General features: G+C 53.2%; 28 protein-coding genes and 1 pseudogene. 19 read left to right on the top strand and 10 right to left on the bottom strand.

Annotation, left to right across the window (positions count from 1 at the left end; translation table 11 throughout):
* The first annotated feature begins 67 nt into the window (after positions 1 to 67).
* The gene (locus B9L21_RS11415; RefSeq protein ID WP_063166485.1) at positions 68 to 1,105 is read left to right on the top strand and encodes a hypothetical protein; all 1,038 of its coding nucleotides are present in this window, start codon (positions 68 to 70) and stop codon (positions 1,103 to 1,105) included.
* 126 nt (positions 1,106 to 1,231) lie between these two features.
* On the opposite strand, the gene B9L21_RS11410 is transcribed toward B9L21_RS11415, so the two are convergent.
* Positions 1,232 to 2,842, bottom strand: a complete 1,611-nt coding sequence (locus tag B9L21_RS11410; protein WP_063166484.1) for a methyl-accepting chemotaxis protein — start codon at positions 2,840 to 2,842, stop codon at positions 1,232 to 1,234.
* Between the two features lie 141 nt (positions 2,843 to 2,983).
* Between B9L21_RS11410 and B9L21_RS11405 the strand changes: the two genes are divergently transcribed.
* The 9 genes and pseudogenes from B9L21_RS11405 to B9L21_RS11365 all read left to right on the top strand — a co-directional run bounded on the left by B9L21_RS11405 (position 2,984) and on the right by B9L21_RS11365 (position 10,332).
* Positions 2,984 to 4,495, top strand: coding sequence for a spore germination protein (locus B9L21_RS11405; protein WP_082816561.1), 1,512 nt, complete (start codon positions 2,984 to 2,986; stop codon positions 4,493 to 4,495).
* An 11-nt stretch (positions 4,496 to 4,506) separates the two neighbouring features.
* The gene (locus tag B9L21_RS11400) at positions 4,507 to 5,592 is read left to right on the top strand and encodes a Ger(x)C family spore germination protein (RefSeq protein ID WP_063166482.1); all 1,086 of its coding nucleotides are present in this window, start codon (positions 4,507 to 4,509) and stop codon (positions 5,590 to 5,592) included.
* Between the two features lie 26 nt (positions 5,593 to 5,618).
* Complete coding sequence (locus tag B9L21_RS11395; RefSeq protein ID WP_063166481.1) at positions 5,619 to 6,731, top strand: GerAB/ArcD/ProY family transporter; 1,113 nt, start codon at positions 5,619 to 5,621, stop codon at positions 6,729 to 6,731.
* A gap of 178 nt (positions 6,732 to 6,909) precedes the next feature.
* Positions 6,910 to 7,575: a 7-cyano-7-deazaguanine synthase QueC gene (gene queC, locus B9L21_RS11390; protein ID WP_172796402.1), complete on the top strand. Its 666-nt coding sequence runs from the start codon at positions 6,910 to 6,912 to the stop codon at positions 7,573 to 7,575.
* On the top strand, positions 7,572 to 8,009 hold the full coding sequence (gene queD / locus B9L21_RS11385) for a 6-carboxytetrahydropterin synthase QueD (RefSeq protein WP_063166479.1): 438 nt from the start codon (positions 7,572 to 7,574) through the stop codon (positions 8,007 to 8,009). Before queC ends, queD begins: the two co-directional genes overlap by 4 nt.
* A complete protein-coding gene (gene queE, locus B9L21_RS11380) occupies positions 8,009 to 8,743 on the top strand; it encodes a 7-carboxy-7-deazaguanine synthase QueE (protein ID WP_063166478.1) in 735 nt (244 codons plus the stop codon). The genes queD and queE overlap by 1 nt, the downstream gene beginning before the upstream one ends.
* Positions 8,744 to 8,790: 47 nt before the next feature.
* The gene (locus B9L21_RS11375; RefSeq protein WP_370454522.1) at positions 8,791 to 8,964 is read left to right on the top strand and encodes a hypothetical protein; all 174 of its coding nucleotides are present in this window, start codon (positions 8,791 to 8,793) and stop codon (positions 8,962 to 8,964) included.
* A gap of 298 nt (positions 8,965 to 9,262) precedes the next feature.
* A pseudogene (queF, locus tag B9L21_RS11370) lies at positions 9,263 to 9,592 on the top strand (preQ(1) synthase); the annotation flags it as partial.
* A 44-nt stretch (positions 9,593 to 9,636) separates the two neighbouring features.
* A complete protein-coding gene (locus tag B9L21_RS11365; RefSeq protein ID WP_063166477.1) occupies positions 9,637 to 10,332 on the top strand; it encodes an NAD(P)H-binding protein in 696 nt (231 codons plus the stop codon).
* 31 nt (positions 10,333 to 10,363) lie between these two features.
* On the opposite strand, the gene B9L21_RS11360 is transcribed toward B9L21_RS11365, so the two are convergent.
* From B9L21_RS11360 to B9L21_RS11350, 3 genes are all read right to left on the bottom strand, one after another.
* Positions 10,364 to 10,540, bottom strand: coding sequence for a YkvS family protein (locus B9L21_RS11360; protein WP_082816559.1), 177 nt, complete (start codon positions 10,538 to 10,540; stop codon positions 10,364 to 10,366).
* A 212-nt stretch (positions 10,541 to 10,752) separates the two neighbouring features.
* The gene (locus B9L21_RS11355; protein ID WP_063166476.1) at positions 10,753 to 11,337 is read right to left on the bottom strand and encodes a cell wall hydrolase; all 585 of its coding nucleotides are present in this window, start codon (positions 11,335 to 11,337) and stop codon (positions 10,753 to 10,755) included.
* Between the two features lie 193 nt (positions 11,338 to 11,530).
* The gene (locus B9L21_RS11350) at positions 11,531 to 11,725 is read right to left on the bottom strand and encodes a hypothetical protein (protein ID WP_063166475.1); all 195 of its coding nucleotides are present in this window, start codon (positions 11,723 to 11,725) and stop codon (positions 11,531 to 11,533) included.
* A 172-nt stretch (positions 11,726 to 11,897) separates the two neighbouring features.
* Here B9L21_RS11350 and B9L21_RS11345 point away from each other — a divergent pair, with 172 nt between their 5' ends.
* The 4 genes from B9L21_RS11345 (at position 11,898) to B9L21_RS11330 (ending at position 15,259) form a co-directional block, all read left to right on the top strand.
* On the top strand, positions 11,898 to 12,572 hold the full coding sequence (locus B9L21_RS11345; protein ID WP_063166474.1) for a hypothetical protein: 675 nt from the start codon (positions 11,898 to 11,900) through the stop codon (positions 12,570 to 12,572).
* Positions 12,573 to 12,846: 274 nt separating this feature from the next.
* Positions 12,847 to 13,596, top strand: a complete 750-nt coding sequence (locus B9L21_RS11340; RefSeq protein WP_063166473.1) for an SDR family NAD(P)-dependent oxidoreductase — start codon at positions 12,847 to 12,849, stop codon at positions 13,594 to 13,596.
* A gap of 66 nt (positions 13,597 to 13,662) precedes the next feature.
* Positions 13,663 to 13,908 carry a YueH family protein gene (locus tag B9L21_RS11335; protein WP_044745524.1) on the top strand — a complete coding sequence of 82 codons (246 nt, stop codon included), beginning with the start codon at positions 13,663 to 13,665 and terminating at the stop codon, positions 13,906 to 13,908.
* Between the two features lie 55 nt (positions 13,909 to 13,963).
* A complete protein-coding gene (locus tag B9L21_RS11330) occupies positions 13,964 to 15,259 on the top strand; it encodes an ATP-binding protein (RefSeq protein ID WP_063166472.1) in 1,296 nt (431 codons plus the stop codon).
* Between the two features lie 39 nt (positions 15,260 to 15,298).
* Here B9L21_RS11330 and B9L21_RS11325 read toward each other — a convergent pair whose 3' ends face one another.
* The 3 genes from B9L21_RS11325 to B9L21_RS11320 all read right to left on the bottom strand — a co-directional run bounded on the left by B9L21_RS11325 (position 15,299) and on the right by B9L21_RS11320 (position 16,923).
* Positions 15,299 to 15,937, bottom strand: a complete 639-nt coding sequence (locus B9L21_RS11325) for a nitroreductase family protein (protein ID WP_063166471.1) — start codon at positions 15,935 to 15,937, stop codon at positions 15,299 to 15,301.
* Between the two features lie 65 nt (positions 15,938 to 16,002).
* Positions 16,003 to 16,131, bottom strand: coding sequence for a hypothetical protein (locus B9L21_RS18090; protein ID WP_257722308.1), 129 nt, complete (start codon positions 16,129 to 16,131; stop codon positions 16,003 to 16,005).
* A gap of 15 nt (positions 16,132 to 16,146) precedes the next feature.
* Complete coding sequence (locus tag B9L21_RS11320; protein WP_063166470.1) at positions 16,147 to 16,923, bottom strand: alpha/beta fold hydrolase; 777 nt, start codon at positions 16,921 to 16,923, stop codon at positions 16,147 to 16,149.
* Between the two features lie 162 nt (positions 16,924 to 17,085).
* Here B9L21_RS11320 and glcT point away from each other — a divergent pair, with 162 nt between their 5' ends.
* From glcT to ptsP, 4 genes are all read left to right on the top strand, one after another.
* Positions 17,086 to 17,943 (top strand): glucose PTS transporter transcription antiterminator GlcT, encoded by an 858-nt coding sequence (glcT, locus tag B9L21_RS11315; protein ID WP_063166469.1) that lies wholly within the window; start codon positions 17,086 to 17,088, stop codon positions 17,941 to 17,943.
* Between the two features lie 240 nt (positions 17,944 to 18,183).
* A complete protein-coding gene (ptsG, locus tag B9L21_RS11310; protein ID WP_063166468.1) occupies positions 18,184 to 20,199 on the top strand; it encodes a glucose-specific PTS transporter subunit IIBC in 2,016 nt (671 codons plus the stop codon).
* Between the two features lie 112 nt (positions 20,200 to 20,311).
* The gene (locus tag B9L21_RS11305) at positions 20,312 to 20,575 is read left to right on the top strand and encodes a phosphocarrier protein HPr (protein WP_063166467.1); all 264 of its coding nucleotides are present in this window, start codon (positions 20,312 to 20,314) and stop codon (positions 20,573 to 20,575) included.
* Positions 20,575 to 22,296, top strand: a complete 1,722-nt coding sequence (gene ptsP / locus B9L21_RS11300) for a phosphoenolpyruvate--protein phosphotransferase (protein ID WP_063166466.1) — start codon at positions 20,575 to 20,577, stop codon at positions 22,294 to 22,296. The genes B9L21_RS11305 and ptsP overlap by 1 nt, the downstream gene beginning before the upstream one ends.
* A gap of 42 nt (positions 22,297 to 22,338) precedes the next feature.
* On the opposite strand, the gene yyaC is transcribed toward ptsP, so the two are convergent.
* From yyaC to B9L21_RS11285, 3 genes are all read right to left on the bottom strand, one after another.
* Positions 22,339 to 22,887 (bottom strand): spore protease YyaC, encoded by a 549-nt coding sequence (yyaC, locus tag B9L21_RS11295; RefSeq protein ID WP_063166465.1) that lies wholly within the window; start codon positions 22,885 to 22,887, stop codon positions 22,339 to 22,341.
* 90 nt (positions 22,888 to 22,977) lie between these two features.
* Positions 22,978 to 23,646 carry a GNAT family N-acetyltransferase gene (locus B9L21_RS11290; RefSeq protein WP_063166464.1) on the bottom strand — a complete coding sequence of 223 codons (669 nt, stop codon included), beginning with the start codon at positions 23,644 to 23,646 and terminating at the stop codon, positions 22,978 to 22,980.
* A 152-nt stretch (positions 23,647 to 23,798) separates the two neighbouring features.
* Positions 23,799 to 23,996, bottom strand: a complete 198-nt coding sequence (locus B9L21_RS11285) for a YbxH family protein (protein WP_063166463.1) — start codon at positions 23,994 to 23,996, stop codon at positions 23,799 to 23,801.
* Positions 23,997 to 24,143: 147 nt separating this feature from the next.
* Here B9L21_RS11285 and B9L21_RS11280 point away from each other — a divergent pair, with 147 nt between their 5' ends.
* Positions 24,144 to 26,120, top strand: a complete 1,977-nt coding sequence (locus tag B9L21_RS11280; RefSeq protein ID WP_063166462.1) for a methyl-accepting chemotaxis protein — start codon at positions 24,144 to 24,146, stop codon at positions 26,118 to 26,120.
* The last annotated feature ends 121 nt before the right edge of the window (positions 26,121 to 26,241 follow it).

Raw genomic sequence — 26,241 nt, 5'->3', positions numbered from 1 at the left:
TCTTTCTTGTCCACGTTAGACATATATATGGAAATAAACAGCGGACAAGGGAGAAGGGGATGGCGCAATGAACGGAAAAGAATGGGGAGAGGCGTGGCAAATCGCCGCTGTCTATATTGGCACAGTCGTTGGCGCGGGATTTGCGACCGGAAGGGAAATTGTTGAATTTTTTACCCGCTACGGGGCAGTGGGGACAGTCGGCGTGGCCGTGAGCGGCTTTTTGTTTACATGGGGCGGAGCGCGCCTTATGGTGATGGCGCGCCGCATCGGAGCGGTGTCATACGATGAGTTGAATCGGTATTTATTCGGGAAAATGTTAAGCCCGTTCGTGACGCTTGTCATGACGGCGATGATCGCTGGGGTGACGGCGGTGATGATCGCCGGAGCGGGGGCGGTGTTTGAAGAACAGCTTGGTTGGACACGGCAGGCAGGGGTTGTGCTGACACTCGTCTTGGCGCTTATCATTATGTTGTTTGATCGCAAAGGGCTATTTGGCATCAACGTGTTTGTGGCGCCGATGATGGTGTTGTTTAGCGCGATCGCCTTCGTTAAGACGATGATGGCCGGGGAGCTGTGCCGGCCGGACATGGCAGCGGCGGACTATTCACTGAAGGCGGTGCTGTCGCCATTTTCGTATGCAGCGTTTAATTTGGCCATGGCCCAAGCTGTACTCGTTCCCCTTGCTTGTGAGGCAACAAACGAACGGGTGGTGAAGAGGGGGGCGTTGTTGGGCGGAACCGTGCTGACGATTTTGTTGCTGCTGAACCATACGGTGCTGTTGTCGTTTCCGCACAAGAACGGGTATGATATTCCGATGGCAGAGGTCGTCCATACGTTTTTTGCCGTTTTGTACTGGTTTTATGTCCTTGTCATTTACGGGGAAATTTTTACGTCAATTATCGGCGGGCTATTCGGACTCGAGCGCCAAGTGCGGGTTTGGGTGCCGCTTCGCGGAAAATGGCTCACTATGTTGCTTGTCGCGCTGTTTGCGACCGTAAGCTCGTTTCGTTACGGAGAACTGCTGTCGTTTATTTATCCGCTGTTTGGCTACATCAGTCTTGGATTGCTATGGCTTCTTTGGCGACGACAGTTGCCGCGGCAATAACTGAGCCCTTTCATCTCCCGCGCTCCTCTGTTTAGGGGCGGGAGGTGAAAGGGCTTGATGTTTTCGTCCTGCTTTTTTGACGGCAGGAGGTTGGCTGTGGATGGGAACATCCCGCACGAAGCGCTGTCATGAGCGAAAGCGGGCGATCATCGTTTCCAAATCGCGCGCCGCCGCAGCCAACGCATCCGCTTCACCGGCCAGCTCGTGAAGGGCGAGGGTTTGCCGCTCAAGCCCTGCTGCCGTTTCTTGCACCATGTCGGAAAAATCGGAAGCGACGGTGCGTACGCCGCCCATCAATTTGCCTAGCTCCTCACCGTCGGCGGTGATGGTGTTGACGTACTCTTCGTTTTGTTGAAGCAGATCGTTTAGCTGGGCGAACATGTCACCGAACGAGGAAAACGTCTCCCCTGTTTGCCAAAGGGAGTCTTTTGTTTTTTCAACGTGGCGGCCGCTTCCTTGAACCGACCGTACAGCTGCTTCGAGCGCGTTTGTCATGGCGTCGAGCGAGGCGAAAATTTTGGCGGCGAAGGTGTTCGTGTCTTCGGCGAGCGTCCGCACTTCTTGGGCGACGATCGAAAAGCCGCGGCCCGCCTCACCGGCGCGCGCCGCCTCAATCGAAGCGTTTAAGGCAAGCAAGTTCGTCTGCTTGGCGATCGTGCGAATGGCGGCAATCATTTCATGAACGCGCGCCGCCTCTTTTGCTGCTTTGTCAATGAGGGCGGTCGTCTCGCTGATGTCTTGCTGCATGGCGTCCATGTTCGCTTTCGTTTCATTCATCAGGCGAATGCCCTCGGCCGCTGACGACCACGCCTCGCCTGCTTGCCTCACGACGCGTTCGACCGCGGCGCGCATAAGCTGCACGCGTTCTACCATTTTTTGAATGACCTCATCCGCTTGTTCAACCGCCGCTGTTTGTTGTTTTGTCCCTTCGCGGAACGTTTCGACCGCGGTGGCGATTTCGTCAAACGACTCGGACAACCGCCGCACTTCTGTCTGCTGCTCTTGGCTGACATCGTGCACCGTTTTCGCTGCTTTCGCCAATCCGTCTATGATCGTGCGGATGCCGAGAATCATTTTATTGATTTCGTAGGCGATTTGATGGAATTCATCCCGTTTTTTGGCCGTCTTGACTTCCGTCTGCAGCTGGCCGGACGAGACAGTGCGGGCGACGCTGTACCAATGGCGCAGCTGTCCGGCAAGCGTTTGATGCCAGATGGCGCCAAGCCCAAGTCCGGCCGCCGCGGCAAGCAGCGCGGCAAAAACGGGCGATGCTCCCATAAGGGCGGCTGCTAGACTAACAGCTGCCGGCGCGATGGCGACGCTTGCTAACACCCATTGCAAATACGGGCGATGCATCAGCCGCCCCATCCGCAAATTGAACCGCCTTCCGCCTGGCTCCGTCCAAAACGGGCAGCTGGCGTCAATCAGCACCTCGCCCGTATCGCGTTCGTACACTTGCAAGAGCGGTTCATTCGTGCGGGCGGCAGCCAGCCCGACTGGGTCGGCAAACACCCTTCCCTCGCGGAGGCGGTTCGTATGGACAACTCCGTATCCGCTTTCATCGACAAGAACAAAATATTCATCATGGCCAAGCTGTTCATCCAACAAGGCGCGGATGCGGTCGAGCTGCTCTTCAAGCGGACGCGTTCGGTCGATCATCTTTCGCAGCGCTTCCGCCGTTTCTGTCACTTTTTTCAACGCTCGTTTCGACCGACGCTGTTTCGTCAGCTCACTCATTTACGATTCTCCTTTTTATTTTTTGTCTATTCACAATAATATATACAATATTCTGTCGAATCAATAGGGAATGCGAGGGATGCATAAAAATGCCCTTCTATTGGAAGACTATGCCGTAAACGGAAAGGCGAGGGGATGGCCGTGGGCTTTTTATCATTTTTTAAAAAGAAAAAGCGTTCTCCGCAGCCAACGATGCCGCAATTATGGGAAAAGCTCCGGCGGTCCAGCGATTTTGTCGAAGTGTCGTTTGCGGTTGGGGACAAGGAGCTGTCGATTTACTATTTTGATTCGCTCGTCGACCCGAAAGTGCTGCAGGAACATATCCTTTGTCATCTGCAAAATGATCTTTCCCGCCATCCGAATGTGCAGTTGGAAGATTTGCAGCAAATCGTGCCGATTCAGCGCATTGAGGTGAGTGAAGACACGGCACTGATTGAAGAGAAGGTGCTGAAAGGGTTTGTCGCGGTCACCTTCCGCGAGCAGCCAAACAAAGCGGCGCTCATGGGCGCCGCGGCTGAAAATTTGGGGCTTCGGGAAAACAATGATTCGGAAAACGAATTCAGCGTCGTCGGACCGAAAGTCGGATTTGTGGAAAACGTCGGGGTCAACTTGCATCTCATCCGCCGGCAAGTGGTGACGCCGAATCTTGTGTTTCGGGAAATGTCGATCGGTTCGATGTCGAAAACGAAAGTGGTCATCGCCTACATCGACGGTGTCGCTAATCCGGAAGTCATTCAAACGGTGACGCAGCGGCTTGAGTCCATTCATTTTGACGTCGTGTTTGACAACGCTATTTTGGATCAGCTTCTTGCGGACAATTCACGGACGCCGTTTCCTCTGTTTATCTCGACCGAGCGGATCGACCGGGCCATCTATGCGCTTGTGTCGGGTCAGGTGGCCATTTTTTGCGACGGCTCCCCGTATGCCGTGATTGGCCCCGCCGCTCTTTTCGATTTTTTTACGTCGCCGGAAGACTATTATTTGCCATGGGTGCTCGCCACGTTTTTCCGGCTCATCCGGTTTTTCGGCGTTGCGTTCTCGGTGTTAGCGTCGCCGATTTATGTCGCGGTGTTGACGTATCATTATGAAATGATCCCGGAAGACTTGCTTGGCCCGATCATTTATTCGCGTTCGAACGTCCCGTTTCCGCCGGTGCTCGAAGTGCTGTTTTTAGAGATTACGATTGAATTGCTGCGCGAGGCCGGGGCGCGGCTGCCGACGAAAGTCGCACAAACGCTCGGGATTGTCGGCGGGATTGTCATCGGGCAAGCAACCGTTGATGCCGGGCTGACGAGTACGATTTTGTTGATTGTCGTCGCGTTGGCGGCGCTCGCTTCGTTTACAACGCCGATTTTCAAAATGTCCAACACGATCCGGTTTATCCGGTTCCCATTTATTTTGTTTGCCGCTTTCTGGGGCGGGATCGGCATCATCTTTGCTGTCTGTGGACTGCTCATTCATTTAGGGCGGCTGCAGTCGTTTGGTTATCCGTATTTGCTGCCGTTTTATCCATTTCGTGTTCGCAGCTTCCGCGATACATTCATTCGTTCGCCATACAGTGAAACGGCGGAGCGGCCGATGTTTCTTCGTCCGCGGTCGCGGTTTCGTTACGATCCGAATGCGGCGAAGCAAAAACGCGATATTGATGAGTAAGGGGGATCATGATGAGGCGTGGGCTCGCATGGGTCGGTGCGCTGCTGTTGCTTGGCGGCTGCGTCAGTTCGTGGCCGATTGACGAAATTCAAATTATTCAACAGATGGGGTATGATTTCGAGAACGGCCGCTACACGGGCACTGCGGTGTACCCGACGTTCAAGCAAGGGCCGATGACAAAGCCGAATATGCTGACGACGATGTCGCCGACGATCTACGACTTGATTCCGGGCCTGTCATCGAAATCAGCGCTGCCGGTTGAGGAAGGGCAGCTGCGCTTGATTTTGTTCGGCAAGGAGTTTGCCAAGCGGGGGGTGACGCAAATTACGCACAGCCTCGCGCGCAACAACAAAGTCGGCAGTCATTTGTTCCTCGGCGTGGCGGAAGGAAGCGCGAAGGAGCTGTTAGAGATTACGGCTAAGACGACGTTGAGCGATACGTTGTATTTGCCGAACCTCGTTAAGCAAAACGAACAGTCAATGAACTTGCCGAAAACGAATTTGCACTTGTTTTTGTATCGCTATTTTTCCCCAGGCAGCGATCCGTTTTTGCCGTATTTTGAGAAAAAAGGAGATTTCGCCAAGCTTGAAGGGGTCGCGTTGTTTCGCGACGACCGATACGTGGGGCATGTGAGTTTGCGTGATTCGTTTTTAATGAAAATTTTGCTTGGAGAAACGAAAAACGGCGTCTACCAGCTGAAGGTTGGGAATCGCGGGAAACAGGGCGAGGATCGGGTGATGCTGCAAAACTTATGGGCGAAGCCGAAATATGAATGGAAGCGTGATGGAGGCCGCCATGTGCTTGATGTGTTCGTCCATATCCATGCGTCGGTGCGGGATTACCCGTCATGGCTCGATCAGCCGGGTCAAGATTTGTTTGCTGATGTGAAGAAAAAAATGCAAAATGAATTGGAGCATAATATGCGTCGGTTATTCCGTTATTTTCAGAAAAAACGGATTGACCCGCTCGGCATCGGCGATTTTGTTCGCAGTGTGACAAGACATTGGGATTCCGACGCGTTTTACCGTGAATACCCGGATCTAGACATCCGCCCGCACGTCACGGTGGATATCGTCCATACCGGCATTGGCGAATAAGACGGGGAACATGAGGAGGGATTAGGATGAAGCAGGCCATTCAGGAACGGTTTCTCATCTCCCCGTTTCTTGTGTTTTTTGTCATTCATGCTACGCAAGTTGGGGTCGGGGCACTCAATTTTCAGCGTCCACTGATGAAAGAGGCGGGGCAGGATGCCTGGATGGCAGTCTTAATGGCCGGGCTGTCGGCGCACGTGTTGATTTGGCTCATGTATCGGCTGCTGTCGCATTTGCCATCAGGCGGAGACCTCGTGTCGCTTCATGAACAGTACTTCGGGCGGTGGATCGGCGGGGTGCTGAGCCTTGGACTTCTTTTTTACTACGCGTTGGCGGCGTTTATGGTGCTTCAATCATACATTGAAATCATTAAAGTATGGGTGTTCCCGTTGATGGGGGCGTGGCAGTTCAGCCTTATGTTTTTGCTGATGACGTATTACGCCGTCTCCGGCGGGTTTCGCGTCGTTGTCGGCTTATGCGTTTGGGGGGTGGTGATTCCGCTGTTGACGATTTTTCCGATGGTTTTCTTTCCGCTTGAGCATGCTCAATACCGGAACTTATTGCCGGTGTTCGACCATTCGTTTGGGCAATTGGCAAAAGCATCGAAAGAGATGGTGCTGCAATATTTAGGGTTTGAAATGCTGCTGATGTATTACCCGTTTTTAAAACAGGCTCCGTCCTCGCAAAAGTGGGCGCATGCGGCCAACGCGCTGACGACGTTCATTTATTTGACCGTCATGTTTATCTCCATCATTTTTTACAACAAAGAGCAGATCGAGCATGTGACATGGCCGACGTTGACGCTGGCCAAAATTCCGGAAGTGCCGTTTATCGAGCGGATGGAATATATCGTCATTTCGATTTATGTGCTTGTCGTGTTTCCGATCATCGCTGTCTCCGTTTGGGCAGCGACGCGCGTGATCAAACAGCTGTTTGCCGTTCAGCAGCGCCGTTCGCTTCCAGTGTTGCTCGCTTGCTTGTTTGTCGGGACGCTGTTTTTCCAAGAGAAGACAGACATTGAGCAGTTGACGCAATGGACAGCGAAGGCAGGGTTTTATCTTGTCGCGGTGTATGTTCCGCTTTTGTATCTATACGTATGGACGGCGGAAAAAGTGAAAAAGGCGCTACAACAAAAGCCATAAGTATGGTATAGTAAATAAAGAAAACAGAAGAATCACAATTCCGTACGCTTGTACGGGAGAGGTTTCTAGCAAAACCCTCTATAAAAAACTAGGGACGGCTGTATCCTAGGGGTATGGCCTTTTTTGTTTCGGAAACCTCTTCTTCTGCCGATTCAGAAGGAGGTTGATTGTGATGAAGATGAAGGAAGAAAAGGCGGTCGTCGTCTTTAGCGGCGGCCAAGACAGCACAACGTGTTTATTTTGGGCAAAAAAGCAGTTTGCGGAAGTAGAGGCGGTGACGTTTGATTATGGCCAGCGTCATCGGCGGGAAATCGACGTCGCCGCATCGATCGCCGACGAGCTCGGTGTCCGCCATACGGTGCTTGATATGTCGCTTCTTGGACAATTGGCGCCGAACGCCTTAACGCGCGGCGAGATCGCCATTGAACAAAAGGAAGGCGAGTTGCCGACAACGTTTGTGGATGGGCGCAATTTATTGTTTTTATCGTTCGCTGCGGTGCTTGCCAAGCAGCGGGGGGCGCGCCATCTTGTCACCGGAGTGTGTGAAACGGATTTTAGCGGCTACCCGGATTGCCGCGACATCTTTATCAAATCGCTGAATGTGACGCTGAATTTGGCGATGGATTATCCGTTTGTCATTCATACGCCGCTCATGTGGCTGACGAAAGCGGAAACGTGGAAATTGGCCGATGAGCTTGGGGCGCTTGAATTCGTTCGCACGAAGACGCTGACGTGCTATAACGGCGTGATCGCTGACGGTTGCGGCGAGTGCCCGGCGTGCGTGTTGCGCAAGCGCGGGTTGGATGAATATTTGCGAGGGAAAGCGGAGGTGGAAGCGCGATGATGCATCAGCTTTATCCGCAAGTAGCCCATCATTATCGCTACGAACTCAACAAAGATATGCAGATCGCCGCTGCCCATTTTATCCCTCATGAAGCGGCCGGCCGCTGCGCCAACGTGCACGGCCATACGTACATCGTCAATGTGACCGTCGCTGGCGATGAGTTGGATGAAAGCGGCTTTTTAGTCAACTTCCAAACGTTAAAGAAGCTTGTCCACGGAAAATTAGACCACACGCTGCTTAATGATCACACCGATTGGTTTGACCGCTATGACCCGAACCGGTTTCCGACGACGGAAGTGGTGGCGCGCACGATTTATGAGATCGTTCAGGGCTATTTGGATGCGCTGCCGCACAAGCCGAAATGTTTGCAAGTGTTTGTTCGTGAATCGCCAACAAGCTACGTCGTCTACCGGCCGAAAGCGGGGGAGCGGTGATGGCGCGCACGATTCCGGTATTGGAGATTTTCGGTCCGACCATTCAAGGGGAAGGAATGGTGATCGGCCAAAAGACGATGTTCGTGCGCACCGCCGGCTGCGATTACCGCTGCCGCTGGTGCGATTCGGCGTTTACGTGGGACGGGTCGGCGAAAGAGGAGATCGAGCAGCTGACGGCCGACGACATTTGGCGGCGGCTTGAAGCCATTGGCGGGCTCCGCTTCCGCCATGTGACGATCTCCGGCGGCAACCCGCTGCTGATCGCCGCACTCGGTGAGCTCGTTGCGCTTCTTCATGAAAAAGGGGTGCGGGTGGCGGTCGAAACGCAAGGAAGCCGCTGGCAAGACTGGCTTCTTGATGTTGATGATGTCACCATTTCCCCGAAACCGCCAAGTTCGGGGATGGACACCGACTGGGCGGCGCTCGATGCCATCATCGGGCGGTTGCAGAAAGATCAAAACCGGACGCGGCGCGTCAGTTTGAAAGTCGTCGTCTTTGATGAGGTTGATTTGGCGTACGCAAAAGAAGCGCACCGCCGTTACCCGGGCGTTCCGTTTTATTTGCAGACCGGCAACGCCGATGTAGGGGATTTGGATGTAGAGGCGCTTCGCGCAAAGCTTCTCGGCCGGTTGGAATGGCTCGTGGAGCAAGCCGCCGAGTCGGAGGAGCTGGCCGACGTCCACATCCTGCCGCAGCTGCACACGCTCCTTTGGGGAAACAAGCGCGGCGTGTAAAGCGAAAGCGGTTCGAGCGCAAAATGACAGCGAAGGAGGAAGGAAGAATGTCTGGAAGAAAAGAGGAAGAATTGAAAGACTTGACACTGCTTGGCAATCAAGGGACGACGTATTCGTTCACGTACAATCCGAATCTTCTTGAAGTGTTTGACAACAAACATCCTGACCGGGATTATTTCGTGAAGTTCAATTGTCCGGAGTTTACGACGCTGTGTCAATAAGGGCACACTTCAGCGGTGACGCTGTCGGCTAAACCTTGTGAATTCAGGGGAAGAAAGGGCCCTCTACTTTTCCGACCCTGAGCCAAGCCTCAGACGGCAAGCGGTTGCTCCGTTTGAGGAAGGTGCAGAGACTATCGAAATCACTTCAGAGTGAAGCGAGTAAGAGTAGCTCTGAAGGAAGAGAGTAGAGTACACCGTTGCACATTGTTGCCGCGGTGGAAGCGCAAGGGTTCTTATTCAGTATCGCAGCTGAATAAGAATAAGAGATAGTCCACCTGTTTGCGTCGGCAAACAGTTGCCAAAAACCGGACAACCGGACTTCGCGACCATTTACATCAGCTACATCCCGGACAAAAAATGCGTCGAAAGCAAGTCGCTCAAGCTGTATTTGTTCAGCTTCCGCAACCACGGCGACTTTCACGAAGACTGCGTCAACATCATTATGAACGACTTAATCAACGCGATGGAGCCGCGCTACATCGAAGTATGGGGCAAATTCACCCCGCGCGGCGGCATTTCCATCGACCCGTATTGCAACTGGGGACGCCCCGGGACAAAATATGAACAAATGGCTGAATATCGGCTGCTCAACCATGACCTATACCCGGAAAAAATCGACAACCGCTAAAGCCGGCAAAAAAAGGGTAGTTTTTTCGCCAAACCTCATATATAATGAACAATGAATGTTTTGCCTTGGAGGTTTTGGCGTTGGAGCGAAGAACAGCGCTTTTGCTTGGAGCGAGCGGCTTGGTGGGCGGTGAACTACTGGCTTTGCTGCTGCAGTCGGATTTATACCGGCAAGTGACTATTTTCGTCCGCACCCCGCTGCCGTTGGAACATGAAAAGCTGCAGCAAGTCGTCGCCGATTTTGCCCGGCTTGAGTCGTATGAGCGGTATTTTTACGTCGATGACGTCTTTTGCTGTCTCGGAACGACGCGGAAAAAGGCGAAAACAAAGCAGCAGTTCATTCAGGTCGACTATGAATATACGTTGCGCGCCGCGGCGCTGGCGGAAAAGTGCCGGGCGAAAAGCTTTCTGACCGTCTCCTCGATTGGCGCCAATCCGTGCTCGCCGTTTTTTTACCAACGCGTCAAAGGGGAAACGGAAGAAGCGCTGCAACGGCTGTCCATTCCATCGCTCCATATTTTTCGCCCGTCGCTGCTTGTCGGCAAGCGCCGGGAATTCCGCCTCGGCGAGGCGCTCGCCGGATGGCTGTTATGCCGGCTGCCGTTTTTGTTTGTCGGCAAGTGGAAAAAATATAAGCCGGTCGACGCCAGCCAGCTGGCCTTGGCCATGTTTTACCGCGCGGCATCGGCGGCCAACGGCGTCCATATATATGAATGCGATGAATTAGCCCGCATTTCATAAGAAAAAAGAGGCTGTTGGCAGCCTCTTTTTTCTATTCGAGGATTTTATAGTTTTTATGATTGACGACCGTTCGTTCTTGCAAATCAAGTTCACGGTAGTTTTCCATATATGTCAAATCCACGATGACCGAGTTTTCGTTCACTTTTTCCACGATGCCGCGCAATCCGTTTTTAAATTCAATAATATCCCCGACTTTCGCTTTTTTCATCATATCATTCCCCTTTAAACAAATAGTGATAAATCTCATCAGCCGCCAACCGGGCCGATCGCGCGCCCACTCTTGCCAGCAGCGCCAGTCTCGGCGGGGCTCGGCAGCTTTTTTACTAGTTTGCCTTATTTTTATGCACAAGTAAAGGGGTTTCTTTCCTAAGATTTCATATTTTTAAAAAAACAAAGGGCGAAGCCGCCCTTTGTTTTCGTTTACTTAGCAAACACATGGTTGCCGATGACAACGGTCACCGGGCGAGAGCGCAGCCAGTTGCTTTTCGCCGTTTTCGGATTATAGAAATAGAGCGAGCCGTTTCCTAAACCGCGAAAAGCAAGTGCTTCTTCAACGGCGCGATATGCCTCACGGTCAGCCGGTTCGTTGATCGTTCCGTTTGCCACCGGTGTGAAGGCATAATGGCCGCCAGAGCGCTCATAAATGACGTCGCGGATGGTATCTGGAAAATCAGGGTGATCGACGCGGTTAAGCACGACCGTCGCCACAGCCACTTTCCCGGCATACGGTTCTCCCTTCGCTTCGGCATGAACGAGACGGGCAAGCAAATCTTTTTCTGCCGCTGTAATGCCTGCATTCGGGATGATGAGTTTTTCGCCAGGACATAGCCAATCGCCTTTGCGATTTTTTTGCTTTAGTTGTTTCAGCGGCACACCGTATTGTTTTGCGATTTTCCAAAGTGTATCACCGCGTTTGACTGTATGGACCGTCGCAGCATCGGCGTGGCCGGCAAAGAAAAACATTCCACACAATATCGCCATCACCCATGCCTTTCCTTGTTTCATCCACATCCCTCCTCTCGCAAACTCGCTACTAGAGTAACAAGGATGGCGTCGTTCTTCATTATCTAAATGATGGAAAAGTGTGCGAAGCGTTGATATGACTAGTTTCATAGAAACATTGGAAATTTCTCCGCCAAAAGAAACATCCGGCTTTCTTCCCCTGAAAGCCGGATGTTGAACGATGAACACAAAGAAGTCAGCTGCGCGGGGTATTCATGTAATGGTAGAGAACGTGGCCGCCGCGCTGGGCGATGCCGCGAAACTGTTTAAAATCGGGCTGTTTGACGAGCACGGCCCGAAACGTGAGGAAGTCCTCTTTTTTTACTAACAGTTCGGCAATGACACCAGTGCGCAATTCGGCGATTTGTTTGGCTGCCAGTGCTTCGTCCATCGCATTCCCCCCAAGCATTCACCTAAGTATCGTTGTCGCTATTCATCATAGCGCAATCAGCTGGCGGGATAAATACCTATATTTTGGCCGGGCAAACACCCTTTGCTTGTTCCGACATACAATATGGGTGGGTACGCGCCCCGACAATTATGAGCGAGAAAGGGAGAGGACAATGAATCAATGGGATTCGTATGCGAATGATCCGTTTCTGAACGCCTCCGGCCATGGCGATGGGACGGAACGGATCGACAATAATGCGCCGCCGATGGCACCAATGCCGGCAGCCATGTCAACTGGAGCGATACCAACAGGAGTGATGCCGATGGCCTATTATCCACCGGTCGCACCGCACGGGTATTGGTGTCCGCCAGTCGCGCCGCCGGCACCGTTTGTCAGCCCAGTTCACCTTGATGATAGCCCGGATGGGTTTGACAGCCCTGACAGCTCCGACATGATGCCTCCAGCGCCGCCGCTTCATTTGGGAGCGGTGCCTAATGTGGCTCCGGCTTCCGTCTGGCCGATGGGCGGGAAAGAAAATGTACCGCCGCTTGGCGGGGCCGCTGCCCCGTACGACATGGCTGCTCCGTATATGGGGGCGGAACCGACCGTCGCCGGCATGGCACCTGAGGCTGTTCCAGGCGCGCTGCCGAGCGGGACTCCCGGCGTTCTGCCCGGCGCAGTACCAGGTCCCGCTCCGTATGCGCCGATGTACTATCCGTCGGCCGCACCGATGCCGTACGCCCCGGTCGCGCCGTACGGCTACTATGCCGCACCGCAGCCGCCATATTACGGCGGAACAGTCCCGTATGCGCCCGGTTTTCCGATGCCGTACGGCCCATACCGGTAAGCCGCAAAAAAAGACCGCCTGACTGCGGTCTTTTTTTTTGATGGGAAACGCTTTTCCGTGCCAGAAAGATGGCCGGTTGCCACCGACGGAAAAGTGTTTTCATTGCCTTGTTTCACAGCAAACTTCACATCGGCGGCGAGAACCTCCGAACATCCTTATGTGACAGCTATATGTTTCGGCTGCCGCTGGTGGTATAATAAGGAGGAAATTTTCGTGCGAAACAAAGGAAAGAATATAAGATTTGCTAACGAGGCAAGAAAGGGGAAATGGCAAAATGGGCATGGAGCAGAAAACGGCGGTTGTCACCGGCGGGGCGAACGGAATTGGCAAGGCGATTGCCGCGATGTTTGCCAAACAAGGGGCGAACGTTGTGATTGTGGACGTTGATGCGAAAAATGGAGAAGCGCTCGTTGAACAGCTGCGAACAGGCGGACGAACCGCCATATTTGTGGCGGCAGATGTACGGAACGCGGGCGACATTAAGCGGTTTGTCGAGGAAGCCGCCAGCCGTTTTGGACGCATTGACTATTTAATCAACAACGCCGGCGTTTCGCGCTGGAAATCGCCGTACGAGCTGACAGTGGACGAGTGGGACGATGTGTTGGCGACGAATTTGCGCAGCGCCTTTTTGGCTTCACGGGAGGCGGCGAAACATATGCGCCGCAACCGTAAAGGCGGGGCGATCGTTAACATCGCCTCGACAAGAGCGCTCATGTCCGAACCGAACTCGGAGGCGTACGCGGCGTCTAAAGGCGGCCTCATCGCTCTCACCCATGCGCTCGCCGTGTCGCTTTCCGCCGATCGCATTCGCGTCAACTGCATCAGCCCCGGCTGGATTGAAACGGGTGATTACGGAAAATTGCGGGAGATTGACCACCGACAGCACCCGGCCGGCCGCGTCGGCAAACCGGATGACATCGCCCGCGCCTGCCTTTATTTATGCGATGAGGAAAACGATTTTATTACCGGAGCAAATTTCGTCATCGACGGGGGGATGACGAGGAAAATGATTTATATTGAGTAGGCGACGGCCGTTTGCTAAAATAAATGAAATGGAGACGCCTTACTAGCAAAAAGGTGGGATGGAACGATGAAAATCCGCAAAACGCCGCTAGTCGACGGACAAGCTCCGGCTCATGTATATATTTACGAAAATCGAAAAGAGGAGTATATCGTTCTCGCCATTCCGGCGCTCGAGTGGTCCTTTTCATTCTTCTATGAGGAGGAAGCGGAGGCGGTGGCGCAGCGGCTCGAGACGTCGCTGCAAAAGCGGATCGGCCATGAACGCGCTGCCATGCTGGCCGGCCGATTGCTAGGATGGGCGCGGGAAATGTAGCTTGGCGGATGGTGCGGCCGCCACTGACTTTGCATGTTAGGGGTTCGATGACAAAGTGGTAAACAAATCAAAAGTCATGGCAAGTTACGTTGTGGGCAGCGTTTTATGGCTAGCTGTCACCGACGCTCTGATCAATGTGCTGCCGATCAGCCGCGGCGTGTATGTTGCGCTTAGCGCCGCCAAAGGGGCGGTCTTTATTTTGCTGTCGGCCGTGTTTTTATACCAGTTGCTAAAAAAGCGTGAACAGCTTGAAAAAGCGGAAGAAAAAGAACAGCAGCTGCTGACGCTCATCAACTCGATGCCCGACTTTGTTTGTTTTAAAGACAGTGAAGGGCGTTGGCTGCGCGTCAATGACTTCGGCCGGCGGCTGTACCATCTCGAGCATATTGACTATGTCGGAAAAACGGATCGCGAGCTTGGCGAGCTTGTACCGTTTTTCAAAGACGCGTTCGAGCAGTGCATTGAATCGGATCGCGAGGCGTGGAAAAGCGGGACATTGACGCGTCGCGAGGAGTCGTTCGAGACGTTGGATGGGGAGCGGAAGACATTTGACGTCATTAAAGTGCCGTTGTTTGAAGACAATGGCATGCGAAAAGGATTGTTGACGATCGGTCGCGACATTACCCAGCAAAAGCGCACGGAGGAGCTGCTATTGAAAAAAGAGAAGCTGTCGGTGCTTGGGGAGCTGGCGGCCGGCATCGCTCATGAGATTCGCAATCCGCTCACATCAATGAAAGGATTTATGCAGATGATGCAAGAAACGCGCGAAGTGAATGACGACCACGTGCGCATTATGCTGAGTGAGCTTGGCCGCGTCAACCAAATCGTCAGCGAGCTCTTGGTGCTTGCCAAGCCGCAAAGCCATGATTACCGGCTGTTTTTGTTGAACGAGGCCATTTCGTATGTCATTAGTCTGATCGGTCATGAGGCGACATTAAACGACGTGTCCATTTCCGTCCATAACAACGCGCCAAAAGCTTGCGTGTACGGTGACCAAAACCAAATTGTTCAAGTGCTTTTAAACGTGATGAAAAACGCCATTGAAGCGATGCCCGACGGCGGGAACTTATATGTCCGTGTGTCCGAAGCTGAAGGCATAATCCGCTTAGCCATTGCCGATACTGGCATCGGCATTTCGAAAGAGCGGTTGCAAAAAATCGGTGAACCGTTTTTCACCTTGAAGGAAAAAGGAATGGGGCTCGGGCTGACAACAAGCATGAAAATCGTTCAGGAACATAAAGGAACAATGCAGATTGAAAGCGAAGTCGGGAAGGGAACGGTCGTCCATTTGACGTTTCCGTCTGGGTCTGCAGTTGTGGATGCGAATGGCCAACAGAAGGCGCTATCATAGGAACAGGCGTCCCCACATGGTGAGGGGACGCCTGTTTGGCTATTGCTCAACCCATGTCGACACGGCCTCAATAGGCAGCCGGATGGAATGATGGGCGGGAGCAGCCGCCTTTCCGATCGTGATCAGCAGCGTCGGCACATAGCGGTTCGGGATGTGAAACTCTTCTTTCAGCCGCTCAGGGTTAAAGCCGCCAATCGGACACGTCGCCCAGCCTTTCGCTGTTGCCGCCAGCATGAGCTGCATCGCAGCGAAAGCGGCGTTTTGAAACGCGGCATCACGGGCGTATTGCTTGTTCGCATAGGCGGTCTCAATTTGTTCAGCAAGCTGCCGTTTCACCTCCTCTGTCATCGCTCCTTCGCGAACGAGCGGATCGTAAACGGCATCCGTATTCCGGTTCGCTTCCAAATCCCCAAGCACAACGACGACAGCGGAGGCATCGACGATTTGTTGTTGGCCGTAAGCGATCGGCTGAAGCCGCCGTTGCGTTTCCTTGCCGTGGATGACGAGAAAGTGCCATGGCTGCAAATTCCAAGCAGACGGCGCTTTCGTGGCAGCCGTGAGAATGGCACGCAGCTCTTCTTTGCTGATTGTCGCGTTGGCATCATATTGGCGTACGGCCTTTCGTTCCTCAATGACGGCAAACAAGTCTTTGATGAGCGGCGTTGTAACAACTGGCATAATCAATCCCCCTTTGGCGAAGTTCGCGAGGGTGTCCCGCTGCTTTTGAGACACCCCCGTGGTCGTTATGAGCGGTTTTTCTTCGCTTGTTTTGCTGTATCGATGCTGTCTTTTGCCAATTCTGCTTCCGCCTTCGAAACGGTCGGATTGGCTACTTCCTGACTGACTTTATTTTGCCTTCCTTTTTTGGACATCCATTTTCCCTCCTTTCATTCCAGTGATTTCCGCCGGCTGTACACCCGCAGGATGCTATTTAATTCACTGCTATGTTTAGTCGGGATTTGATGACGGGCCCGATCGATAAACACGACGTCGGCGTGCGGCACATAACGGCGGAACATGGCGATATAAGGATGGATGTAACGGTCGCGCGCCCCGTAAATGAGCAGCAAGGGCAAGCGCAGGGAAGACAGCTGTCTCGTGCAGCAGTAGACAAGCCCAGCCCGGTACGTGGTGTCTAAATCCCGTTTGTCAGCGAGCCGGACGTACTGTTTGAACAGCTTCGGTTCGCGCCGGTTCGTTCCATGCCCGATGGCGAGCGCCGAGGAGAGCAAAGAGAAGGCCCCTAGTTTGGCGACCGAAATGCCAAGCCAAAACTCACCGTACAAAAGCGGCGTGCACACTTCCGGAAACCCGCCGATCAAAACGAGTTGCTCGACGTGCTGCGGATAGCGAAGCGCGAAATCGAGCGCGATCGATCCGCCGTTGGAATAGCCGCAAACGATGGCGCGCTCGATGCCAAGGAAGCGGAGCAATATGGAAACGTCATCCGCAAGCAGCGGGACGGTGATCGGCGCGTCCGATGGGCTGCTTCTCCCATTTCCGCGCATATCGTACAAAATCAGGCGAAAATGACGGGCAAGCGGCTCTTGCTGGCGGAAAATGATATGTCCTAGCCCCGGGGGGTGGATGAATAAAAGCGGCGGCCCTTCCCCTTTTTCCTCATAATAAAGGCGGACGCGCTCATTAATGGAAACGTATGGCATATCAATCCCCCTCTCTTGGCTTGGCCCTCTATAGTATGGAAAGAAGGGCGGCGTCCCATCCAAAAAAACGCCATCTTTTTTCATTGAGCAGGATGGCATTTCCGGTTTATAATTAGTCGCGTAATGAATAACGGGCAAGCGTCATGGAAAGGAGGGAGCTTGATGGAACAGCCGTTTCGTGTGGAAAAGGCGCTCAATAACAATGTGCTAATCGCTTCCCACCCAGCGTATGGCGAAGTCGTTTTGCTTGGCAAAGGGATCGGCTTTGGCAAAAAAAGGGGGGATGAAATTGCGGAGAGCGCCGTAGAAAAGTGTTTTGTTCTCAAAAATGAGCGCGAACAAGAACAATACAAAAAACTGCTCCCTGAATTGAGCGAAGAGTTTATCGCCCTCATGAACGAGGTGATTCAACATATTAAGCGGCGCGTCGGCGTACCGTTAAACGAACACATCCACGTCGCGCTGACCGATCATATCGCGTTTACGCTAAAGCGGCTCGAGCAAGGGTTGGACGTCAAAAACCCGTTTTTGGCCGAGACGAAAAGTTTGTATCCGCTTGAGTACGAAATCGCTGTTGAAGTGGCCGAGCTGATTGGCGATCGGCTTGGGGTCGCACTGCCGGAAGGGGAAGCTGGCTTCATCGCCCTTCATATTCATAGTGCGATTTCAAAACAAAGCCTGTCGGAAGCGAATCAATATTCTCAGCTCATTGCTAAGCTCGTCGAGATGGTCGAACGACAGCTGGGCGTCGACATCGACCGTGAGAGCATCCACTATTTGCGTTTCGTCCGTCATTTGCGCTATGCGATCGATCGGATGAAAAGAGGCGAAAAAGTCGAAGAGCCAAAAAATTTGTCGAAAATCTTGAAAGAGACTTACCCGCTATGCTATAATCTAGCATGGAAGTTAGTTAAAGTCATGCAGCAAACACTTCATCTGCCGGCTGATGATGCCGAGGCGGTCTATTTGACGTTGCATTTGCAGCGGCTGGCGGAAAAAAAGAGCGGCATAACGGGATAACATTGTCTCGCTTTACGTGTTACTGATTCGATCAGGCATGAGTAAAGAGGACAAAACAGGGCGGCAACGACCGAATGTTTGCATTCGGGCCGTTGTAAGCGTTCTTTTGTCTCTCTTTATTCGTGTCTTTTTTATTGCCCTCGGTTTGTCTAAAAAATGATTGCCCGTCCATTTTTCAGTACATGAATCCGCCGTTTGCTGCAAAACTTAAGAAAAGGAAACTTAAAGGAGGTCGTGAGGATGAAACGAGCGTTTGGCACGTTGCAACGAGTCGGGAAAGCGCTCATGCTCCCGGTGGCGATTTTGCCGGCGGCAGGGATTTTGCTGGCGTTCGGCAACGCATTGAAAAACCCGGCGCTCACCGACAAAATTCCGGCGTTAAAAGCCGACTGGATCGTGCTGATCGCAAACGTCATGGAACAGGCGGGCGGCATTGTTTTTGCTAATTTGTCGCTCCTGTTTGCCGTCGGTGTGGCGATCGGTCTTGCCGGCGGTGAAGGGGTCGCAGGCTTGGCGGCAATCATCGGCTACTTAATTATGAACGTCACGATGGGCGTCGTTTTAGGCGTAACCGCCGATATGGTCGGATCTGACCCGTCCTACGCCAACATTCTCGGCATTCCGACGCTGCAAACGGGCGTGTTCGGCGGGATTATCGTCGGGATTTTGGCCGCGTATATGTACAACAAATATTTTAATATTGAACTGCCGCAATATCTCGGCTTTTTCGCCGGCAAGCGGTTCGTGCCGATCGTGACAGCGGCTACTGCTGTTGTGCTTGGCATTGTTATGACGTTTGTCTGGCCGCCGATCCAGCACGGGTTAAATGCGTTTTCGCACAACATGATTGATGCGAACAGAACGGTTGCAGCGTTCATTTTCGGTGTGATCGAACGGGCATTGATCCCGTTTGGCCTCCACCATATTTTTTATTCACCGTTTTGGTATGAGTTTGGTGAATATGTCAATAAGGCCGGCCAAATTGTGCGCGGCGACCAAAAAATCTTTTTCGAACAGCTAAAAGACGGTGTGGAGCTGACAGCCGGCACGTTTATGACCGGGAAGTTCCCGTTTATGATGTTCGGTCTTCCGGCAGCAGCGCTCGCGATTTATCATGAAGCGCGTCCGGAAAACAAAAAAGTTGTCGCCGGCATCATGGGCTCAGCGGCGCTGACGTCGTTTTTAACCGGGATTACGGAACCGATCGAGTTTTCGTTTTTGTTCGTCGCTCCGGCTTTGTTTGCCGTTCATTGCGTCTTTGCCGGGCTATCGTTTATGATCATGCACATGTTGAACGTCAAAATCGGGATGACGTTCTCCGGCGGGGTCATTGACTTCCTGCTGTTCGGTGTCCTGCCGAACCGGACGGCGTGGTGGCTTGTCATTCCGGTCGGATTGGCGTTTGCTGTCATTTATTACTTCGGGTTCCGCTTTGCGATTCGCAAATGGAACTTGGCGACGCCAGGCCGTGAAAAAACGGGCGACGAAGCGCCAAAAGCGGAAGCGGCGGCCGGCGATTTGCCGTATGAAGTGCTGGCCGCTCTTGGCGGAAAGGAAAATATCGAACATTTGGATGCGTGCATTACGCGCTTGCGCGTGTCGGTCCGCGACATCGGCCAAGTCGATAAAGACCGGCTGAAAGAGCTCGGCGCTGCCGGTGTGCTCGAAGTCGGCAACAACGTGCAAGCGATTTTCGGTCCGAAGTCGGACATCTTAAAGGGACAAATTCACGATATTATGCAAGGAAAAGCACCGGTAAAAACGAAAGAAGAGCCGAAGGAAGCGGCGCCGGCTGCAGCGCGGGCGGAAGCAATCGCTTCGCCGCTCGCCGGGGAAATCGTGTCGCTCGCCGACGTGCCGGATCAAGTATTTTCACAAAAAATGATGGGCGACGGCTTCGCGGTCATGCCGACGGATGGCACGGTCGTCTCCCCGGTCGATGGGAAAATCATCAACGTATTCCCGACAAAGCATGCTATTGGCATCGAGTCGGTCGGGGGGCATGAGGTGTTAATCCACTTCGGCATTGATACAGTGAAACTGAACGGCGAAGGATTTGAAGCGCTCGTCAAGGAAGGCGACGAAGTGAAAAAAGGGCAGCCGATTTTGCGCGTCGATCTCGACTATGTGAAAAATAACGCGCCGTCCATTGTTACACCGATCATTTTCACGAACTTGCAAGCCGGTGAAGTGGTGCGCGTCAAAAAGCAAGGTGCGGTTGCTCAAGGCGAAGACGGTGTCGTTGAAATCGGCTGAACGGCCTGTCCATCATTGATGCGAGGGAGGGACAAGCGTTTTCCGTTGCTCCCTCGCCCATGCATTTGGTATGATGGCAAAGAAAAATGATGAAGAAGGGGATTGATGAACGATGGAAAAAACGTTTAAAGTGACTTCAGACTCTGGCATCCATGCCCGTCCGGCGACGATTTTAGTGCAAACCGCGAGCAAATTTAACAGCGAAATCCAGCTCGAATACAACGGGAAAACCGTCAACTTGAAATCGATCATGGGCGTCATGTCGTTAGGCATTCCGAAAGGGGCAACGATTAAAATTACGGCAGAAGGGGCCGATGCAGCAGAGGCGATGGCAGCGTTAACGGACACGTTGGCGAAAGAAGGCCTTGCTGAGTAATGGAAAAAACCATTCATGGGATTGCTGCATCAAGCGGTATTGCCATTGCCAAGGCATACCGCTTAGAAGCCCCTCATTTGGCGGCTGAAAAACGATCGGTCACCGACGCTGAGGCGGAAGTGGCGCGGCTCGAGGCGGCGGTCGCCAAGGCGAAAGAAGAGCTCGAGGCGATTAAACAGCACGCGTTAGAGAAGCTCGGCGAAGACAAAGCTGCCATTTTTGCTGCCCATTTGCTTGTGCTTGATGATCCGGAACTCTTGAACCCGATTAAAGAAAAAATTCAAACAGAGCAAGTGAATGCCGAGTATGCGCTTGACGAAACGGCATCGTTTTTCATTTCCATGTTCGAAGGAATGGACAATGAATACATGAAGGAGCGGGCTGCCGACATCCGCGATGTCACGAAGCGCGTCCTTGCCCACTTGCTTGGCGTCACGATTTCAAACCCGAGTTTGATTTCGGAAGAAGTCGTCATTATCGCCGAAGATTTGACGCCGTCCGATACGGCGCAGCTCGACCGGCAATATGTCAAGGGGTTTGCGACCGACATCGGCGGACGGACATCGCATTCGGCCATTATGGCCCGCTCGCTCGAAATCCCGGCCGTCGTCGGCACGAAGGCGGTGACGGCGGAAGTGAAAAACGGCGACATCGTCGTCATCGATGGGCTTGATGGACAAGTTGTTGTCAATCCGTCGCCGGAGCGGCTCGCCCATTATGAAGAAAAACGAGCCCGCTATGAAGCGCAAAAAGCGGAATGGGCGAAACTCGTCCATGAGCCGACGGTGACGGCCGACGGCGTACACGTCGAGCTGGCGGCCAACATCGGCACGCCGGACGATGTAAAAGGGGCGCTTGCTAACGGAGCGGAAGGCATCGGCTTGTATCGGACGGAGTTTTTATATATGGGCCGCTCGGAGCTGCCGACGGAGGAAGAGCAGGTTGCCGCCTACAAAACGGTGCTTGAACAAATGAATGGCAAGCCGGTTGTCGTCCGCACGCTTGACATTGGCGGCGATAAAGAGCTCCCGTATTTAAACTTGCCAAAAGAAATGAACCCGTTTTTAGGGTTCCGGGCGATTCGCCTTTGCCTAGAAATGCAAGACATGTTCCGCACCCAGCTGCGCGCTTTGCTGCGGGCGAGCGTACACGGCAATTTGAAGATCATGTTTCCGATGATTGCCACGCTTGAGGAATTCCGTCAAGCGAAAGCGATATTGCTTGAAGAAAAAGAGGCGCTCCTCCGCCAAGGTGCGCCGGTCGCCGAGGACATTGAAGTCGGCATGATGGTGGAGATCCCGGCGGCGGCGGTGATGGCCGATCAGTTCGCGAAAGAAGTCGACTTTTTCAGCATCGGCACGAACGACTTAATCCAATATACGATGGCCGCCGACCGGATGAATGAGCGCGTTTCATATTTATATCAACCGTACAATCCGGCGATTTTACGGCTCATCAGCCACGTCATCGACGCTGCCCACCGCGAAGGGAAGTGGGTTGGCATGTGCGGGGAAATGGCCGGCGACCCGATTGCGATTCCGATTTTGCTTGCTTTAGGGCTTGATGAGTTCAGCATGAGCGCCACTTCGATTTTGCCGGCGCGCGCCCAGTTGAAACAGCTGTCGAAAGAAGAGGCGGCCGGCATCAAAGAGACGGTGCTGTCGCTCGGCACGGCGGAGGAAGTTGTGGCGTTTATCAAACAAACGTTCCATATCGCCTAAATAAAGGCGCGGCGACATTCGTGTTCGCTGCGCCTTTTCTATTTACGCCAAAAGCGGGGCGGACGATTCGTAGCCATACCGTTGCCGGACCGTTAACGAGAGGCCTAAGGCGATGACTTTCGCCATTTGATAAACAATGTGCAAATTCGTATACGGCAGCGTGCTCATATCAGCTGTTTCTTCCATCATCACGCCCATAATGCTTACATCGCCGATACGGGGGAGCGATTTGCCAAGCGCCGTGCCGGGAGCGAGCGCGCCGGGGCGAATGGCGATCGTATGGACAAACGGGCGCGGACCGACGATGCTGTCGATCGCCAGCACGTAGGAGCCGCGTTCGTTCAGCCGCTCATGCACGAAGCGGAGATTGGTGGCATCGACGGGCTCTTGCAGCGTGCCGATGACGGTTAGATGATCCGGATACACATTCTCAAGCAGCGTGCCGACAAACGGACCTAAGCTATCGCCGTTAATGCGGTTGCTGCCGATGCAAACAACGGTCAGATGGCGGGTGTGCGCCGGCAGCAAGGAAAACAGTTCATTGCGAATGAGTAAAGGAGCGAGCGGATCGCTGTAGGAAATCGGTCTCATCGATAGCGATTCCTTTCCGTCTATGTTCTCCTTTTCTTATTCGCGGCTGCCGCCGGCGATTCCTTTCTTTTCAGGATTGAAAATTTTTCCTTATATTTGCTTAAACGGGTTGCGCCATTCCATTAACACTGCATGGTTGAGTGATTCTTCGTCTTCTAAATAATTGCGGACAACGGCAAGCGGTGTGCGCCCGCAGCGAAGCAAAAACGTAATAACCGGATCTTTCAACTCACCGGCCGTCACTTTGCGGATGTACTCTTCCGGGGACAGTTCGTTCGCATAGCGGTGATAACCAGGCATCCGTCCGCCCCCAAGCAGCCGGTCGAGCCCGAGATGAACGACGACTTCATACATCGATTGCATGAGCCACTTGCCAAGGCCGAGCTTCCGGTACGGCGGGGAAACGCAAATGTCGACGACATAAAGCGTGTTGCCGTCCGAGCGATGGTTGCGAATATAACCGCCGTCGGTTATTTCTTCCCACGTATGGTCGGCATGGTTCGGGTCAAAGTCGACGATGAGCCCGGTCATGGATCCGACAATGCGCCCATCGACTTCGGCGCATAGCGCCCCTTCGGGAAACAAGGTGACATGGTTTTCAAGCTGCGCCTCGTTCCACCACAGGTCGGACGGAAACGGAGGCGGAAAGCTTTCCTGCTGCACGCGGATGAGGGCGGAAAAATCGTTTTTCGTATAATTGCGGATGACGGCTTGCCGCGGCGTATCGCCGTCAAAGACGTATAGCCGTTTTTTGTACACGCCGATCCCCCTTTCGTTCGTTTTACCTTCATCATAACCGAAACCTAGAAAAAACGCCAAGAAAACATCCATGGGCAACGGTTTGCCCTCGACCCGGGGATGAAACTCACCGCTTGCCGGCGGGATTTTCGCCGAAAAGAAAACAGCCGCTGTTAGCGGCTGTGGGCGTGTTGTTCAACGTATTCGCTGACCAACGCTTCGATCTGCCGTTCGTCCGGCTTTTGGCCGTGAAACGGAAAGACAATTTCCTCGATCAATTCACCGTCACGGTAGACGTGCAGTGCTCCTTTTTGCAACAGGACGCTGTATTCGATTTCGAATCGATAGCCTTCATGTTCAATGGCACCCATCGCTATTCACCTGCCTGTTTTTATTGTTCCGCCCGCCGCCGCCCGCTATGTATGAATAAGAAGCTAATCCTATAGACGCGGGACTATCGTCCTTTTATAATGGAACATGGTTCGACAAAAATCGGAAACAGAGGGGAGAAATAGCGAGTGTTCCGGACATTGCGCAGCAAGTTGATTGTCTTGATGGCCTTATTATTGATTCTATCGTTGGCGGCAACGCAGCTCGTCGGTGTTGTGCAAATGCGGCAGCTCGTTGACGCTGATGTCAAACAGCGGGCGCAGGCGGCGCTCGACGGGCTGCTTGGCGATATCCGCGACAGCTTTCAAAGCGAGGAGAACAGCCTAATGCAGTTCAGCGAATCACCGTCGGCGATGCAAATGATTCAAGACGAAAAAGCATGGCCGCAGCTGGAAAAGCAGTTCCGCACGTTTTTGCGCGTTCATGAAAATGTGCAGTTCATCTATATTGGCACGGAGCGGAAGAAGATGCACATTACGCCGACGACGGAACTTCCGGATGGATATGATCCGACGAGCCGCCCATGGTATAAAAAAGCGATGGAGAAGCCGGACGAAGTCGTGTGGACAGAACCGTATGTCGATGCGATTACAGGCAAACATGTTGTGACATTGGCCAAGGCAGTGAGCGAAAACGGCCGCATCTTGGCCGTGATCGGCATTGACATGACGCTTGATGCAGTGACGAGAATTGTCAATGCGAGCGACGTTGGCTATCACGGCTATCCGGTGTTGTTTGATGCAAAAGGAACGGCGGTCGTCCACCCGCAATATAAAGGAAAAAACATGGCACAAAACGCGGCGGTTCGCTATATGCTCGAACATGAAAAAGGAATGCGGCAATACGAGCAAGACGGTGAACAGCTGGTCATGTATTTTACGACGGTTCCGGAACTTGGCTGGAAAATAGGCGCTGTCTATAAGGAAGCAGATTTATCGGCGATGAGCCGCTCGCTTGGGATGAACATGCTCGTCATTACGGTGATCGCGCTCATTGTGGCGCTTGTTGTCATTTACTTTTTGGCGCGCTCGATTACGAAACCGATTATTGTTCTGCAAGAGCAAGTCGAAAAGGCGGCAGCCGGTGATTTAACGGTGCAGGCGCGTGTAGCGGCAAAAGATGAGATCGGACGCCTCGCCCGCCATTTCAACGACATGATCGGGCATATGCGCGCGCTGATCGGTGAAGTGAACCGATCGGTGAACGAGTTGGCGGCTTCAGCCGACCATTTAAGTGCCGTCTCGGAAGAAACGATGGCAACAAGCGAACAAGTGGCGAAAGCGATCGGTGAAATTGCGAAAGGGACGACCGATCAAGCCGGAAGTCTTGATACGATCAATGAGCAGACGTCGGCATTGTCACAGCAAATTGAAGCGGTCACAAGTGCGACAGCCGGCATGGGATCGCTGTCGAACGACACGAAAACGGCCAGCTACGACGGCCTAGAACATTTAAATGTTTTGCAGCAAAAATCGGAGGAAGCGAAACACGAGCTGTCCGCGGTAGAAAACGTCATTAGCGATCTGGTCAAAAAAATGGATGAAATTGATGGAGTCATTCAAACGATTACCGCCATTTCCGGACAGACGAACTTGCTTGCGTTAAACGCGAGCATTGAGGCAGCGCGCGCCGGCGAGCATGGCAAAGGGTTTGCCGTTGTCGCCGACGAGGTGCGCAAGCTGGCGGAACAGTCAGCCAAAGCGACCGAAATGATCCGTGCGACCATTGCGGCCATTCAGCAGCAAGCCGGATTGGCGATCGAGGCCGTCGGCCGCTCCAAGCAAGCGTACAACGAACAGCGGGAAGCGGTGCATACGACCGGCGATTCGTTCATGAAAATCACCGGCATGATGGAACAATTAACCGCTGCGCTCACCGCTGTGATGGAAGAAGCGAAGCGGATGAACGGAAGCAAAGACGATGTGATTGGCGCGATGCAAAACATTGCTGCCATTGCCCAGCAATCGGCGGCAGCGGCAGAAGAAGTGGCCGCTTCGGCTGATGACCAGCTGCAGGCGCTTGCGACAGTGACCGAATCAGCCGAAACGTTAAGCGAGATGAGTCGGCAGTTGAAGCAGCTTGTGGAAAAATTCAAGCTCTCATAAAAAAGCGCAGCCTTTGTCCGGCTGCGTTTTTTCATTGGCGCAGCCAGGCTGCGGACGTGCGGTGACCGCCGTTTAGCCGGCTGCCTCTCAAACGGACATTATTATTTTTTCTATTCACACT

The sequence above is a fragment of the Geobacillus uzenensis genome (genome assembly GCF_002217665.1).
Classification (GTDB): domain Bacteria; phylum Bacillota; class Bacilli; order Bacillales; family Anoxybacillaceae; genus Geobacillus; species Geobacillus subterraneus.
Note: the sequence above shows the minus strand (reverse complement) of the source record. Positions and strands in the feature narration are given on the sequence as shown.